14 protein-coding genes are annotated in these 14,808 nt (G+C 74.2%); 9 read left to right on the top strand and 5 right to left on the bottom strand.

Annotation, left to right across the window (positions count from 1 at the left end; all coding sequences use genetic code 11):
- Positions 1-2 precede the first annotated feature (2 nt).
- From nusB to BS83_RS29215, 9 genes are all read left to right on the top strand, one after another.
- Positions 3-443, top strand: a complete 441-nt coding sequence (gene nusB, locus BS83_RS29255) for a transcription antitermination factor NusB (RefSeq protein WP_037606460.1) — start codon at positions 3-5, stop codon at positions 441-443.
- A gap of 189 nt (positions 444-632) precedes the next feature.
- Complete coding sequence (locus BS83_RS29250; protein ID WP_037606459.1) at positions 633-1,487, top strand: hypothetical protein; 855 nt, start codon at positions 633-635, stop codon at positions 1,485-1,487.
- Positions 1,488-1,726: 239 nt separating this feature from the next.
- Positions 1,727-2,890 (top strand): NAD(P)/FAD-dependent oxidoreductase, encoded by a 1,164-nt coding sequence (locus tag BS83_RS29245; RefSeq protein WP_037606458.1) that lies wholly within the window; start codon positions 1,727-1,729, stop codon positions 2,888-2,890.
- Complete coding sequence (locus tag BS83_RS29240; protein WP_037606457.1) at positions 2,887-3,198, top strand: (2Fe-2S)-binding protein; 312 nt, start codon at positions 2,887-2,889, stop codon at positions 3,196-3,198. Before BS83_RS29245 ends, BS83_RS29240 begins: the two co-directional genes overlap by 4 nt.
- Positions 3,182-4,603 (top strand): FAD/NAD(P)-dependent oxidoreductase, encoded by a 1,422-nt coding sequence (locus BS83_RS29235; protein WP_037606456.1) that lies wholly within the window; start codon positions 3,182-3,184, stop codon positions 4,601-4,603. Before BS83_RS29240 ends, BS83_RS29235 begins: the two co-directional genes overlap by 17 nt.
- A complete protein-coding gene (locus BS83_RS29230; RefSeq protein ID WP_037606455.1) occupies positions 4,600-5,514 on the top strand; it encodes a dihydrodipicolinate synthase family protein in 915 nt (304 codons plus the stop codon). Before BS83_RS29235 ends, BS83_RS29230 begins: the two co-directional genes overlap by 4 nt.
- A gap of 144 nt (positions 5,515-5,658) precedes the next feature.
- A complete protein-coding gene (locus BS83_RS29225) occupies positions 5,659-6,660 on the top strand; it encodes a proline racemase family protein (protein WP_037606454.1) in 1,002 nt (333 codons plus the stop codon).
- On the top strand, positions 6,657-7,706 hold the full coding sequence (locus BS83_RS29220; protein WP_037606453.1) for a proline racemase family protein: 1,050 nt from the start codon (positions 6,657-6,659) through the stop codon (positions 7,704-7,706). The genes BS83_RS29225 and BS83_RS29220 overlap by 4 nt, the downstream gene beginning before the upstream one ends.
- Positions 7,703-8,614 (top strand): ornithine cyclodeaminase family protein, encoded by a 912-nt coding sequence (locus tag BS83_RS29215; RefSeq protein ID WP_232248518.1) that lies wholly within the window; start codon positions 7,703-7,705, stop codon positions 8,612-8,614. The genes BS83_RS29220 and BS83_RS29215 overlap by 4 nt, the downstream gene beginning before the upstream one ends.
- Before the next feature lie 38 nt (positions 8,615-8,652).
- Here the strand turns inward: BS83_RS29215 and BS83_RS29210 are convergent, their stop codons facing one another.
- From BS83_RS29210 to BS83_RS29190, 5 genes are all read right to left on the bottom strand, one after another.
- Positions 8,653-9,915: an MFS transporter gene (locus BS83_RS29210; RefSeq protein WP_037606452.1), complete on the bottom strand. Its 1,263-nt coding sequence runs from the start codon at positions 9,913-9,915 to the stop codon at positions 8,653-8,655.
- 479 nt (positions 9,916-10,394) lie between these two features.
- Positions 10,395-11,693 carry an alpha/beta fold hydrolase gene (locus tag BS83_RS29205; RefSeq protein WP_051944256.1) on the bottom strand — a complete coding sequence of 433 codons (1,299 nt, stop codon included), beginning with the start codon at positions 11,691-11,693 and terminating at the stop codon, positions 10,395-10,397.
- A 2-nt stretch (positions 11,694-11,695) separates the two neighbouring features.
- Positions 11,696-12,754 carry an ABC transporter ATP-binding protein gene (locus BS83_RS29200; RefSeq protein WP_051944254.1) on the bottom strand — a complete coding sequence of 353 codons (1,059 nt, stop codon included), beginning with the start codon at positions 12,752-12,754 and terminating at the stop codon, positions 11,696-11,698.
- Entirely contained in the window at positions 12,751-13,779 is a 1,029-nt protein-coding gene (locus BS83_RS29195; protein ID WP_084714284.1) for an ABC transporter ATP-binding protein, read from the bottom strand. Before BS83_RS29195 ends, BS83_RS29200 begins: the two co-directional genes overlap by 4 nt.
- On the bottom strand, positions 13,779-14,753 hold the full coding sequence (locus tag BS83_RS29190) for an ABC transporter permease (RefSeq protein ID WP_037606451.1): 975 nt from the start codon (positions 14,751-14,753) through the stop codon (positions 13,779-13,781). Before BS83_RS29190 ends, BS83_RS29195 begins: the two co-directional genes overlap by 1 nt.
- Between the last annotated feature and the right edge of the window lie 55 nt (positions 14,754-14,808).

The following is a 14,808-nucleotide window of genomic DNA, read 5'->3' as shown; positions in this document are numbered from 1 at the left end:
CCGTGGCCACCGCGCGTAACAAGGCCCGTACCCGGGCCTTCCAGATCCTCTTCGAGGCCGACCACCGGGGCGTCATGCCCAAGGTGGTCCTCGCCGAGTGGGTGGCGCGCGCGCACACCCGCGAAGAGGGCGTGCCGCAGGTCAACGACTACACGATTCAGCTCGTCGAGGGGTACGGCCGCTACGCCGCCCGGATCGACGACCTCATCTCCACCTACGCGGTGGGCTGGACGCTCGACCGGATGCCGATCGTGGACCGCAACGTCCTGCGTCTCGGCGCCTACGAGCTGATCTGGGAGGACGAGGTCCCCGACCCCGTCGTCCTGGACGAGTTCGTCGAGATCGCGAAGGACTTCTCCACGGACGAGTCCCCGAACTTCGTCAACGGGCTGCTGGCCCGGCTGATGGAGCTGAAGCCCTCGCTGCGCGCTCCGCGCGACTGACGGCGCGTCCGGGGCCGAGACGGCTGCGCCCTCCCACTTCCCTTCGGGGAGTGGGAGGGCGTTTTCGTCGCTCACCCTGCGTCACGTGCAGTGACAGGTCTGTTACACAGGGTGCGCTTGAGGCTCTCGGGGGCGGGGAGGACGAGGAGCAGTGATCCACTGCTCAGTCCGTCAGTTCCGGAGGCTCCCATGGCCAAGCACGCTCGTCCCCGCAGCCCCCGCCCGGTCGACCCGCGTCAGACCGGCTGCCGTCCGGTCCGGGTGATCACGCCCCGGAGCGGCGGCTGCCCGCAGCGGCCGCAGGTGCCCACGATGCTGGGCGTGGTCACCAACCGCTCCGACTTCGAGCGGCTGCGCCGCGACGGCGCGACGAGCTACACCGCCTACGGCGACTACCTGACCGATGTGGAGTCGCTGCTGGCCGGTCTCGGCCGGGACGGGGTGGAGGTGCACGGCCGGGCGTTCTCGCCCGAGGACTTCGAGGAGTACTGCGAGCGGGAGGGCCTCGCCCCCGAGGACGGCGACAGCCACCTCGCCTACACGGCGGACCCGGCGGCCGAGGAGGACTGGGTCCGCTGGGACGGGGAGCCGGTGCCGGAGTTCCTGCTCCGCGTCGAGCGCGCCCACGAGCGCGGCCGGGTCCGCAGGCAGCTGGACCGGATGCTGGCCGAGACCGCGGAAGCCGCGCTGACCGGAGCCTTTCCCGAGCCGCTGCTGTCCGTCGCCTACGCCAGGGGCGCCGAGGCCCTGCGCGACTTCCTGCTCACCGCGGAGGAGGGTGCGTTCACGGCGGTGTGCGGCCTGTTCGCCCCGGAAGAGCCGGTGACGGCCTGGGCCGACCTGCGGCTTGAGGCCGACGGGGTGCTGCGGATCGAGGAGGAGGACCTGGATCTGCTCTGCGAGGTGCTCTGCGTCGGCCACGCACTGAACCTGCCGGGCGTGGTCACCCTCTCCGGCGTCTGCGAACGCCGCGGCGAGGTGGGCTGGGAGTGGGCCTTCGACGGCGAGAGCTACCAGCACGTCGGCCGGCCGGCGGCGTCCTGAGCGGACCGTCGGCGCGCGGACGGCGCGGCTTCCCCCCGTCAGGGGCGTGAGGGGCGGTGCGACCTTCCCCCGGCCCTCGGCGGGCGTGCCGCCTTACGGCGAGCAGGTGGTCCTCGTCGTGCGGGGGTATCCGCGCAGGGCGGTCGCTCGCGCGGTTCCTCGCGCTCGCCGACGATGGAGGATCACCCTCGACGCGGGGGTCATTGCCTCTCGGCAATGCTGTGTGACATAGTACTGATGTGGCAAGAACCCCTCACTTCGACGTTGTCGTCATCGGCGCCGGCATGATCGGCGCGGCCTGCGCCCACGCGCTCGCCGCCGGTGGCGCGCGGGTCGCCGTCGTCGACCGGGGGCCGGTCGTCGGGGGGACGACCGGAGCCGGGGAGGGGAACCTGCTCGTCTCGGACAAGGAGCCGGGTCCCGAACTGGACCTGGCCCTGGCGAGCGGGCGGCTCTGGCGTCGGCTCGCCGACGAGCTCGGCGACCGGGCGCTCGAGTACGAGCCCAAGGGCGGCCTGGTCGTCGCCAAGGATCTCCGGTCCCTGGGTGCCCTCCAGGGACTGGCGACGCGTCAGCGGGAGGCCGGGGTCGAGGCCCTGGCCGTCCCCGCCGACGCCCTGCGCGAGCTGGAACCCCATCTCGCGCCGGACTTCGCCGGAGGCGTCCACTATCCGCAGGACGCCCAGGTCCAACCCGCCCTCGCGGCAGCGACCCTGCTGCGGGCGGCGCGGGCCACCGGCCGGGTCGAACTGCTCACCGGCACCGCCGTCACCCGCCTCGCCAAGGGCAGGGTCGAGACGGACGGGCGCGGCACGCTGCACTGCGCCGCGGTCGTCAACGCCGCCGGGACCTGGGGCGGAGAGATCGCCGCGCTGGCGGGGGCGCGCCTGCCGGTCCTGCCGCGGCGCGGCTTCGTCCTGGTGACCGAGCCGCTGCCGCCGTTGATCCGCCACAAGGTCTACGCCGCCGACTACGTGGCGGACGTTGCCAGCGGCTCGGCCGACCTGCAGAGTTCGGGTGTGGTCGAGGGAACGGCCGCCGGGCCGGTACTGATCGGGGCGAGCCGCGAACGCGTCGGCTTCGACCGCTCCCTCTCCGTGCCGGTGCTGGCGCGCCTCGCCGCGCAGGCGGCGGAACTGGTCCCCGCCCTCGCCGGGGTCCGGGTCATGCGCGCCTACCGGGGCTTCCGCCCCTACCTTCCCGACCACCTGCCCGCCATCGGCGCGGACCCGGAACGCCCCTGGCTGCTGCACGCCTGCGGCCACGAGGGCGCGGGCATCGGCCTGGCGCCCGCGACGGGCCTGCTGATCGCCCAGCTGGTCCGCGGGGAGAGTCCCTTCATGGACCCCGCTCCCTTCGACCCCGCCCGTTTCGCCGACATCCACCCCGAGGAGCAGCCGTGAGGCGCAACCCGCTCGACCTGGTCCGGGCCCGGCCCGAGCCGGGGTTCGCGTTCAGCTTCGACGGCGAACCCGTGGCCGCGCTGCCCGGTCAGACCCTCGCCGCCGCACTCTGGCAGGCCGACCGCCTGGCCTGGCGGACCACCCGCAGGGGCGGCCGACCGCGCGGCGCGTTCTGCGGCATGGGCGCCTGCTTCGACTGCCTGGTCGAACTCGACGGAGTTCCCAACGTCCGCACCTGCCTCGCGCCGGCCCGCCCGGACGCGCAGGTCCGCACGCAGAGAGGCGACGGTCATGCCGACCTCGACTGAGCCCGGGCACCAGGCTCCCTTCGGCCTGGCCGTCATCGGCGCGGGACCGGCCGGGCTGGCGGGGGCGGTGGCCGCGGCCGAGCGCGGGCTGCGCGTCGTGCTGCTGGACAGCGCGCCACGGCCCGGCGGCCAGTTCTACCGGCAGCCGGCCGCAGCACTCGGCGCCGGACGGCCGCAGGCCCTGCACCACGGCTGGGCCGCCTTCGAGCGGCTCGCCCGGCGACTCGGACCGGTCCGGCACCTCGCCGACCACCACGTCTGGTCCGTCACCGCCGAGCCGGACGCACGGTGGCGGGTGCACGCCCTCACCGGCCCCGACCAGCGGCAGGCGCGCACGCTCACCGCCCGTCAGGTCCTCTTCGCCACCGGCGCGCACGAACGGCAACTGCCGTTCCCCGGCTGGACGCTGCCCGGCGTCGTCGGGGCGGGCGGAGCACAGGCGATGCTCAAGTCCGGCCTGGTGCTGCCAGGCCGCAGGACCGTGGTCGCCGGCAGCGGACCGCTGCTGCTCGCCGTCGCGTCGTCCCTGGTCACGGCCGGCGGACGGGTCCCACTGGTGGCCGAGGCGGCCGGATATCTCGGCTACGCCCGCGGTGCCCGCACCCTGGCCGCCAATCCGGGCAAGCTGCTCGAAGGAGCGCAGCACGGCGCGGTGCTGCTGCGCCACGGCGTGCGGCTGCGCCCGCGCACGGCCGTCGTCGCCGCCCACGGCGACGAGCGGGTCGAGGCCGTCACCCTCGCCCGCCTCGACGCCGACTGGCGTCCGCTGCCCGGCACCGAAAGGCGGGTCGCCTGCGACTCGGTCGCGGTCGGCCACGGCCTGGTGCCGCAGCTGGAGCTGCCGCTCGAACTCGGCTGCCGGACCGTGCGGATGCCCGACGGCAGCGCCGCCCTCGACGTCGACGAACAGCAGCGCACCAGCGTCCCCGGCCTCTGGGCCGCGGGCGAGAGCACCGGCGTCGGCGGCGTCCAGCTCGCGCTGGCCGAGGGCGAGCTGGCCGGCCGCGCGATCGCGGGCGAACCGCCCGGATCCGCGCCGGCCCTGCTGCGCAGCCGCGCCCGGCTGCGCGCCTTCGCGGAGCTGATGTCCGTCCGGCACGCCCCCGGCCCCGGCTGGCAGGAGTGGCTCGACGACGCCACCGAGGTCTGCCGCTGCGAGGAGGTGACCGCGGCGGAGATCCGCGAAGCCGTCACCGAGCTCGGCGCGGGCGACCAGCGGACCGTCAAGCTGCTGACCCGCGCCGGCATGGGCTGGTGCCAGGCGCGCATGTGCGGCCCCGCCGTCTCCCGCCTGTGCGGCGCCGCCGACGACGGCGCCCCGACCAGGCCCCTGGCCTTCCCCGTCCCGCTCGGCCTGCTGGCCGAGTCCCCTGCAGAACCGCGCCCACAAGGAGCTCCCCGATGACCGCCGCCGTCACCACCCCTGACCGCCGGGCCCCCTGGCACGGCATCATGGTCGCCACCGCACTGCCGTTCCACGAGGACGGTTCGGTCGACTACGACAGTTACGCGCGGCACGTCCGCTTCCTCCTCGACAACGGCTGCGACGGCGTCGTCCCCAACGGCTCGCTCGGCGAGTACCAGACGCTGACCGAGCAGGAGCGCGCCCAGGTCGTCAGGGTCGCGGTCGAGGCCGCCGGCGACGGCAGCCGGGTCATGGCGGGCACCGCCGCGTACGGCAGCGCGGAGTCGCGCCGCTGGGCCGAGCAGGCGGCGGAGGCCGGGGCCGGCTCCGTCCTGCAGCTCCCGCCGAACGCGTACCGCGCCGACCGCGACGCGGTGCTGGCGCACTACGCGGAGGTGGCCGGGGCCGGCCTGCCGGTGGTGGCCTACAACAACCCGCACGACACCCGTGTCGACCTGCTCCCGTCGCTGCTCGCGGAGCTGCACGCGGCCGGGAGCATCGTCGCGGTGAAGGAGTTCAGCGGTGACGTCCGCCGTGCCTACGAGATCGCGGAGCAGGCCCCCGGCCTGGACCTGCTGATCGGCGCGGACGACGTCCTGCTGGAGCTGGCGCTGGCCGGCGCGGTCGGCTGGATCGCGGGCTACCCCAACGCGCTGCCGCGCGCCTGCGCGGAGCTGTACCACGCGGCGGTGGCGGGCGACGTGGCCACGGCGGTCCCGCGCTACCGCGCGCTGCACCCGCTGCTGCGCTGGGACTCCAAGACCGAGTTCGTCCAGGCCATCAAGCTCTCCATGGACCTCGCCGGCCGCTACGGCGGCCCCTGCCGCGCGCCCCGCGGCCCGCTGACCGGCGCCACGCTGGCCGCGGTGACCTCCGCCACCGAAAAGGTCCTGGCCGAGGGACTGCGGTAGTTCGTCAGGGGCGCGGGGAACTGCGCGACAAGCCACCCACGCAGGTGATTCGCCGAACGTGCAGGGCCATCCGCACAGGGTGGTCGCTCGCGCGGTTCCCCAAGCCCCTCGGCGTTGGCAACTGACTCCGGGGGAGGAAAGCTGATGAAGACGCGTCATATCTACCACGCAGTGGACTCGCACACCGAGGGCATGCCCACCAGGGTGATCACCGGTGGGGTCGGGGTGATTCCGGGAAGGACCATGGCCGAGCGCCGGGTCCACTTCCAGGAGCACCTGGACGACCTGCGCACCCTGCTCATGTACGAGCCCCGCGGCCACGCCGCGATGAGCGGGGCGATCCTGCAGCCGCCCACCCGGCCCGACGCCGACTACGGGGTGCTCTTCATCGAGGTCTCCGGCCTGCTGCCGATGTGCGGCCACGGCACCATAGGGGTCGCGACCGTGCTGGTGGAGACCGGCATGGTGCCGGTCGTCGAGCCGGTCACGACGGTGCGGCTGGACACCCCGGCCGGGCTGGTCCGCGTGGACGTCGCCGTCGAGGACGGATCCGCCACCGCGGTCACCCTGCGGAACGTGCCCGCCTTCGCCGAGCGGCTGGACGCCGCGGTCCAGGTGCCCGGCTTCGGCGAGATCCGCTACGACCTGGCCTACGGGGGCAACTTCTACGCCATCGTCGAGCTGGACGACTACCGGCTGCCCTTCGACCGGGCCGCCAAGCAGGAGATCCTGACGGCCGGGCTGGCGACGATGGCGGCGATCAACGCCGCCGACGAACCGGTCCACCCCGAGGACGAGCGGATCCACGGCGTTCACCACGTGTACTTCGCCGCGCCGGGATCGGACGCCGTGCACTCGCGGCACGCCATGGCGATCCACCCCGGTTGGTTCGACCGCTCGCCCTGCGGCACCGGAACCTCGGCACGGGTGGCGCAGCTGCACGCGCGCGGGCAGCTGGCGCTGGGCGCGGACTTCCGCAACGAGTCGTTCATCGGCACGCAGTTCATCGGACGGGCCGTGGAGGAGACCACCGTCGCCGGGCGCAGGGCGGTCGTGCCGACGGTCACGGGCCGGGCGTGGATCACCGGGACCGCGCAGTACTTCCTCGACCCGACCGACCCCTTCCCGAAGGGCTTCCTGCTGTGACCCCGGCCCCCCGGAGCAGCCTCGACGCCGTCGACTGCGTCGACTACCACACCGCCGGCGAGCCGTTCCGCATCGTCCCTTTCGGCACCGTGCCCGTCCCCGGCGACACCGTCGCCGAGCGCCGGGCCATCGCCCTCGGGCCCGACGGCAGGCCCAGGCCCGGCGGGGCGATGGAGACGGTGCGGCAGCTGCTCTGTCGTGAGCCGCGCGGGCACGCCGACATGTACGGCGGTTTCCTCACCCCGCCCGACGACGACGGCGCGCACCTGGGCGTGCTCTTCTGGCACAAGGACGGCTTCTCCACCGCCTGCGGCCACGGCACCATGGCGCTGGGCGCCTGGGCCGTGGACAGCGGACTGGTGGCCGCGCCCGACGAGGGCGAGGTCGTGGTGCGGATCGACGTGCCGTCCGGACGGGTCGAGGCACGGGTGCGGCGCAGCTGCGGGCGCACCCGGTCGGTGACCTTCAGGAACGTTCCCGCACGGGTCGCCGGCCTCGCCGTCCGGGTCGAAACCGCCGACTTCGGCGTCGTCGAGGTCGACGTCGCTCATGCCGGGGCCTGCTACGCGGTGCTTCCGGCGGCGGCGCTCGGCCTGGAACCCAGCCCGGAGGCGCTGCCGGAGCTGATCCGGGCCGGGCGGCAGGTCCGGGCCGCGCTGGCCGGCCACGCCGCCACGCGGGAGCCGCGTGATCCGCGCCTGTCGGGGGTCTACGGCGTGCTGCTGCACGACCGACTGCCGGACCGCGCCGACGCGGCGCTCGCCCTGCGCAGCGTGACGGTCTTCGCCGACGGCCAGGTGGACCGCTCGCCCTGCGGATCCGGCACCTCCGCGCTGCTCGCGGTGCTGACGGAGCGGGGACGGCTGGACGCCGGCGCGGTGCTGCACCACGCGTCGGTGATCGGCAGCGTGTTCACCGCGCGGGTCGCGGGGACGGCCGCCGAGGGCCTGGTCACCGAGGTGACCGGCACCGCCCACCGGACCGGGGTGCACCGCTTCGAACTCGATCCGGCCGACGCGCTGGGGACCGGGTTCGTGCTGCGGTGATCCCCGGTTTCGAGGTGCTGGACGCGGACGCCGTCCGCCGACGGCTCGGCCCGGCGGGGGCGGTGGCGGCCCTGGAGGCCGCGCTGCGCGCCGGGCTCGACCCGTCCGCGTCCCCGCCCCGGGGGCGGGTCCCCGTCCCCGGCGGGGAACTGCTGCTGATGCCGGCCCACGACGCCCGTCACGTCGTCGTCAAGATCGCCGGAGTGGCCCCTGGCAACCCTGCTCTCGGTCTGCCCGCCATCACCGGCGGCGTTCTCCTGCTCGACGCGCGCACACTGCTCCCGCTCGCCCTGCTGGACGCCCCCGCGCTGACGGAACTGCGCACGGCCGCGGTCTCGGCCCTCGCGGCGACCGGCCTCGCCCCGGCTGGAGCCGAGCATCTGGTCCTCTTCGGCGCCGGTCCCCAGGCGCGCGCCCACCTGCGGGCCCTAGCCGCGCTGCTACCGTCGCTGCGCCGGGTGACCCTGGTGCTGCGCTCGCCCGAGCGGGCGGGGGAGTTGACCCGGCTCGCCGGCTCCCTCGGTCTGGCCGTCACCCTCGGCGCGCCGGCGTCCGTCGCCGGGGCGGACCTGGTCTGCTGCTGCACCTCCGCGCGCACACCGCTCTTCGACGGCACGGCCGTGCCCGACCGGGCCCTGGTGATCGCCGTCGGCGGTCACGAACCGACCGTGCGCGAGGTCGACGCGGCGCTGGTGGCCCGCGCCGTCGTCGTCGTCGAGGAGCGGGCCACAGCGCTGCGCGAGGCGGGCGAGCTGGCCGGTCTGGGCGCGCGGGACGTGGCCGCGGATCTGGCGGAACTCGCGTGTGGCCGGGTGCGGTTGGGGGAGCGGCGGCCACGGTTCTTCAAGAGTGTCGGCATGGCCTGGGAGGACCTGGCGGTGGCGGCGGCGGTGTACGGGCAGGCGTGAAGGGCCGAGGACGGCCGAACGCCCCGGCCCCGGTCACCTCAGTGGTCCAGGGCCGGGGCGCTGTTCATGCGTCGCAGGGGTGAGGCGAGCAGCCAGAGGCCGGAGCAGGCCAGCGCGGCGGTGGCCGCCCACAGCGTGGGCCGCAGGCCGATCCAGGTGCCGAGGAGCCCGCCCAGCAACGCGCCGAGCGGCATGGTGCTCCAGACGATCCACCTGATCGCCGCGTTGACCCGGCCCAGGAGCTCGGGCGGAACCACGGCCTGCCGGTAGGCCATCTGGGAGGCCTGGTAGACGGAACCGCCGCCGTTGAAGACCGCCCAGCCGAGCGAGTAGAGCACCAGGCCCCAGCCGGGTGACGCGAGCGGCATCAGCAGGGCGAACGGCGCGCAGAGCACGAGCGGGAGCCACATGGCGCGCGGTGTGCCGAGCCTGTCGGCGACCGGCTTGGCCAGCAGGCTGCCGATCACGCCGCCGAGCACGCCGGCGCCGATCACCACGCCGACCTGGGTCGGGGAGGCGTGCAACTGTCGTACCAGGTAGACGACTTCGAGACTGACCACGGCCAGGATGCCGAGGTTGGCGGTGGCGGTCGCCGCCGTCACGGCGCGCAGCACCCGGTCCTTCCTGACGAACTGCAGCCCTTCGGCCACGGCCGTGCGCAGCCGGGGGCCCGACCCCTTGGCTGCGACCGGGGTGGGGTCCGGGGTGCGGATGGCCAGCAGGGTGAGCGCGCTGACCGCGTAGGAAGCGGCGTCGACGGCGACGGCCCTGGCGGCGCCCAGCGCCCCGGCGAGCACGGCTCCGAGCGCCGGCCCGGCGGTGTCGGAGGCGGTCTCGGTGACGCGCAGCTTGCCGTTGGCGTCCACGAGTTGATCGCCCGTCACCAGCGAGGGGAGCAGCGACTGGTCGGCGATGTCGAAGAAACCCCGCACGGTTCCCACGAAGGCGGTGACCAGGTAGAGCTGCCACAGCGGCACGGACATGCTGACGGCCACGAGCGGGATCGAGGCCACCCCGGCCAGGCTGAGCACGTCGCACAGGACCATGAGGCGCCGTCGGGGGACTCTGTCGGCGACGAGTCCGGCGGGCAGCGCGACGACGACCGCGGGAAGGCGGCGTGCGAGACCGAGCAGCGCGACCTGGAGCGTCGTCGCCCGGAGGCCGTTCACGGCGATGAGGGGTATCAGCAGCGTGGACACGGCGCTGCCGAGGTCGTTTGCGGATCCGCCGGCCCAGAGCAGCAGAAAATCGCGGTGGCGCCACAAGGACGCCGCCCGGCCGGAAGTGAGGGTGTTTGGCATGGTCCGTTCAGGCACGGAACATGACTACACCACCGCGGGCACTGAGCCAACCATGCCCACAGGTCCTGCCTGAGCCGATCACTGAATCGCGGCCGATCCTTGACCAGACCCTTACCTCACCGGCCGGGGTGGCACCCTGACATGCCGGACATCTGCCGTCATGGCAGCTCGGCGGCAGGCGAATCGGCGGCAGGCGAATCGGCGGAATGCGGGGCGGGCGGCCGCCGATCGTGTCCGTCGGATCGGGAGAAGCCGGGGCCGGGGCGCTCGTTCGAATTCGGCGCCGGCGAGAGATGTCGGGCCGCGGCGCCGCCGTTCGGGGGCCTGCGTGCCGAAGGGGTCATGTCCCGTGACATGGCTGTGCCTTGGCGGCCGAGGAGGGTCCGCCAAGGCACGACCAACGTACCGGGCTCGGCCCGATATGTCATGCCCACGCTTCAAAATGTTCGATTCTGCGCCACCCGCCCGCCCTTGCGGCGTCAGGCCGCCTTCCCCGCCGCCATGTCCATCAGCCGGCCCAGCACCCGCTCGCCGTCCGCGCGGACGCCGTCGTGCTCCCACTCGTTGGTCACCCACGCCTGCACCGAGCCCACCTCCGCCGCCGTGCGCAGGGAGATCTGGGCGTCCACGTACATGTCGTCGTAGTAGACCGCCGCCGCGACCGGGACCTGGTTGGCCGCCAGGCGGGCCGGGTCGTAGAGGGAGGGCCAGTCCGACTTCGCCGCCAGCAGGTGGGCGGCTTCGGCGAAGGGGCGCAGGGAGCGGATGTCCTCGAACATCCAGGGGAAGATCATCTCGCCGGTCAGCAGCAGCGGGTCCGCGTCCTCCGCGAACTGCGGCAGCGCGTCCATGACCCGCTGCGCCGCCCAGGCGGTGGGCACGCCGCCCTGGCCGTAGATGGACTCGTGCAGCACCGCGAAGAGCGGGTTGGCCACCAGGCCGGTCAGCTGGGCGACGTCGTTGAGGAACAGGTCGGTCGGCGCGCCCGAGGCGTCCAGCGCCTCGTCGAGGAGCCAGTGCAGCTGCTCGAAGCCGGTGCCCATGCCCAGGCTCATGCCGAGCCAGCGCAGCCTGCGCACCGTGAGCAGATCGCCGTCGGGCAGGTTGGTCGGCCGCTCGGCGAGCCGGTCGGCGAGGCGGCGCAGGATCTCCTGGTCGTCGGGGTAGCGGGCGGCGAACGCGGCGTTCTTCGCGGCGACCCTGGGCGCCGTGGCGCGGTAGACCTCCTCGGCGCTCGCGTGCAGCCCGGCCAGACCGCCCGTGACGTAGCAGGCGCGCAGCCCCTCCGGGGCGCGGGAGAGGTAGGTGAGCGTGAGGAAGCCGCCGTAGCTCTGGCCCAGCGTCTCCCAGCGGCGTCCGCCGGTCAGCCGGGCCCTGATCAGCTCGGCGTCGGCCACGATCGAGTCGGCGCGGAAGAGGGTCAGGTGCCTGGCGAGCGACTCGGCGTCGCGGAAACCGGCCGCGCTCCGGGCGTTGACCGGGGTGCTGCGGCCGGTGCCGCGCTGGTCCAGCAGCAGCACCCGGTGGGTGCGCAGCGCGCGGCGCAGCCAGCTCGGGCTGCCCGCCGTCGGCCGCGGGGACTTGCCGCCGGGACCGCCCTGGAGGAACAGCAGCCAGGGCAGGTTCTGCCCGGTGAGCGTCGGGTCGGCGAGCTCGCGGGCGAAGACCTCGACCGTGCCGCCGCCGACCGGGTCGCCGTGGTCGAGCGGCAGCGTGAAGACGTGGTCGGTGACCGCGAGGCCGGGGATCCGGTAGGACTGGGAGCGGTGGCCGGTCATGGTCATGAGTATCGCCCAGCCCCGCCCCGATCGCCCTGCGTCACCGCCGCGTCCACCGGCTCGGGGAAGTGGCAGGCGGCCAGCTGACCGCCGCCGAGGTCCGTCAGGGCCGGACGCTGCTCCGCGCAGAGCGACTGCGCCCTGGGGCAGCGGGTGCGGAACCGGCAGCCCGAAGGCGGATCCAGCGGACTGGGCACGTCGCCGGTCAGCGTCACCCGCGCCGCGTCCGCCGCCGCGCGCGCCGCCGGACGCGGGTCGGGCTCCGGCACGGCGGAGAGCAGGGCACGGGTGTAGGGGTGCCGGGGCGAGCCGTAGAGCTGCTCCCTGGTCCCGGACTCGACGACCGCGCCCAGGTACATCACCAGCACCCGCTGCGAGAAGTGCCGCACCACGGCCAGGTCGTGGGCGATGAAGACGAAGGCGATGCCCTGCTCCCGCTGCAGCCGCTGCATCAGGTTCACCACCTGCGCCTGGATCGAGACGTCCAGTGCGGACACCGGCTCGTCCGCGACGATCACCCGCGGTTCGAGGGCGAGGGCGCGGGCGATCCCGATGCGCTGACGCTGGCCGCCGGAGAACTCGTGCGGGAAGCGGTTGCTGTGCTCGGGGCTCAGCCCCACCGTCTCCAGCAGCTCGCGCACCCGGGCGGCCCGGCCGCCCGGCGGGTCGATGCGATGCACCTGCAGCGGGGTCGAGATGATCGTGCCCACCGTCTGCCGCGGGTTGAGCGAGGCGTAGGGGTCCTGGAAGACCATCTGGATCTGCGAGCGGAGCGGGGCCAGCTGCCGCCGGGTGGCGTGGGTGATGTCCTGGCCCTCGAAGCGCAGCTCGCCCGAGCTCGGCTCCAGCAGCCGGGTCAGCAGCCGGCCCATCGTGGACTTGCCGCAGCCCGACTCGCCGACCACGCCGACGCTCTCACCGGCCCGCACCGTCAGGTCCACCCCGTCGACGGCCCGCAGCACCTGCCGGCGGCCGCCGCCGCGCACCGCGAAGTCCTTGGTCAGGCCGACCGCCTCCAGCAGCGGCGGCCCGGCGGCCGTGTCGGCGGGGGCGGCGGTCATGTCGTCTCCAGTGGTTCGGGCGTGTGCTCGCCCGCGGCGCGGGGGCTCGGCAGCAGCGGCAGGGGCAGATGGCAGGCGGCGAGCCGGTCGCCGGAGCCGGTGAGTTCGGGGCGCTCCTCGGCGCACACGGCCGCGGCGCGGTCGCACCGCGGCCGGAACGCGCAGCCCGGCGGCAGCCCGCCGAGCAGCGCGGGCGGGTTGCCGCGCACCGGCCGCAGCAACTGGTCGACGTCCCCGTGCAGCCGCGGCACGGACTCCAGCAGCCCCGCCGTGTACGGGTGGCGGGGCGCGGTCAGGACCTCCTCGACCGAACCGCGCTCGATGCAGCGCCCGGCGTACATCACCAGCGTGTCGTGGGCGCTGCCCGCGATGACACCGAGGTCGTGCGTGATCAGGATGATCGCGGTGCCGAACTCCCGCTGCAGGTCCGTCAGCAGTTCCAGGATCTGCGCCTGCACGGTGACGTCCAGGGCGGTGGTCGGCTCGTCGGCGATCAGCAGCTCCGGGTCGCAGACCAGCGCGCAGGCGATCATCGCCCGCTGGCGCATGCCGCCGGAGAACTGGTGCGGGTAGTCCTCGGCGCGCCGGGCCGGGGAGGGGATCCCGACGCGGCCGAGGAGTTCGACGGCCCGGGTGCGGGCCGCTCGGCGGCTCGCGCCGGTGTGGCGGCGGAAGCCCTCGGCGATCTGCTCGCCGACGGTGTAGTAGGGGGAGAGCGCGGTCAGCGCGTCCTGGAACACCATGGACATCCGGCTGCCGCGCAGGGCGCGCAGCTCCGGTTCCGGCGCGCCGACCAGCTCCTGGCCGTCCAGGGTGATGCTGCCGGTGACGGTGGTCCGCGCCGGGTCGTGCAGACCGAGGACGGCCAGGCTGGTCACGGACTTCCCCGAGCCCGACTCGCCGACGATGCCGAGGGTCCGGCCGCGCCGCAGCTCGAAGGAGAGGCCGTCCACGGCCTGCACCGGTCCGTCCTCGGTGCGGAAGCGCACGCCGAGGTCGGTCACACGAAGGAAGGGATCGGTCATCAGATACGCACCCGGGGGTCGATGACGGCGTAGCAGGCGTCCACGGCGATGTTCGCCAGGACCATGGCGGTGGAGGCGACCAGGACCGTGCCCATCATCATGGGGAGGTCCTGCGATCCGACCGACTCCACGGCCAGCCGGCCGATGCCGGGAATGTTGAAGGTCGTCTCGGTGATCAGCGCGCCGCCCAGGAAGAGGCCCATGTCGATGCCGAACATGGTCACCACCGGGGTGATCGCGCCGCGGAAGGCGTGCTTGACGTAGACGCCCCAGGCGGCCAGGCCCTTGGCCCGCACCGCCCGCACGTACTCCTCGCTGAGGCTCTCCAGCATCGCCGAGCGGGTGAACCTGGCATAGGTGGCGGCGTTGACCACGGCCAGGGTGATCCACGGCAGCAGCATGCCGCCGGCCCAGCCGACCAGCGAGGTGCCGGGCGAGGTGTAGTCGGGCCGGGGCAGCCAGCGCAGCTGGTCGACCAGGATGTAGCGGGCCACGATGCCGAAGAAGTAGATCTGGAACGAGGCCCCGACGAGCGCGGCGCCCATCGAGATCTTGTCCAGCGCCTTGCCGCGGCGCAGCGCCGCGATCAGACCGAGGCCCACCCCGGCGGTCAGCACCAGCGCGCCCGCGCCGAGCGCGACGGAGAGCGTGGCCGGCAGCCGGTCCAGCAGCGTGTGCAGCACGGGCTGCTGGTTGACGAAGGAGTAGCCCAGGCACGGGGCGGGACAGTGCACCGCGCCGAAGTCCCGGCCGGCGAAGACGCCGACGAGGAACGCCCAGTACTGCAGCGGGATGGGTTTGTCGATCCCGAGGTTGTGGTTGATCGCCGCGAGCGTCTGCGGCGTGCACTGCTTGCCGCAGGACATCAGTGCGGGCTCGGGGGTGACGGCGAAGAAGAGCAGGAAGGTCACGGCGCTGATCACCAGGAGGATCAGTGCCGCGCCCAGCAGACGGCGGATCAGGAAGCGCAGCACGGCACGGGCTCCATGGCTGGGACGAGGAGAGGGGAGGGAGGGAGGGGACGGCGCC

Origin of the sequence: Streptacidiphilus rugosus AM-16, from assembly GCF_000744655.1 — a bacterium.
GTDB lineage: Bacteria > Actinomycetota > Actinomycetes > Streptomycetales > Streptomycetaceae > Streptacidiphilus > Streptacidiphilus rugosus.
Note: the sequence above shows the minus strand (reverse complement) of the source record. Positions and strands in the feature narration are given on the sequence as shown.

Bases quoted from the DNA above. Each gene is read 5' to 3' on its own strand.
- BS83_RS29250 (WP_037606459.1), top strand. From the start codon at position 633: ATGGCCAAGCACGCTCGTCCCCGCAGCCCCCGCCCGGTCGACCCGCGT.
- BS83_RS29235 (WP_037606456.1), top strand. From the start codon at position 3,182: ATGCCGACCTCGACTGAGCCCGGGCACCAGGCTCCCTTCGGCCTGGCC.
- BS83_RS29230 (WP_037606455.1), top strand. From the start codon at position 4,600: ATGACCGCCGCCGTCACCACCCCTGACCGCCGGGCCCCCTGGCACGGC.
- BS83_RS29225 (WP_037606454.1), top strand. From the start codon at position 5,659: ATGAAGACGCGTCATATCTACCACGCAGTGGACTCGCACACCGAGGGC.
- BS83_RS29210 (WP_037606452.1), bottom strand. From the start codon at position 9,915: ATGCCAAACACCCTCACTTCCGGCCGGGCGGCGTCCTTGTGGCGCCAC.
- BS83_RS29205 (WP_051944256.1), bottom strand. From the start codon at position 11,693: ATGACCGGCCACCGCTCCCAGTCCTACCGGATCCCCGGCCTCGCGGTC.
- BS83_RS29200 (WP_051944254.1), bottom strand. From the start codon at position 12,754: ATGACCGCCGCCCCCGCCGACACGGCCGCCGGGCCGCCGCTGCTGGAG.
- BS83_RS29195 (WP_084714284.1), bottom strand. From the start codon at position 13,779: ATGACCGATCCCTTCCTTCGTGTGACCGACCTCGGCGTGCGCTTCCGC.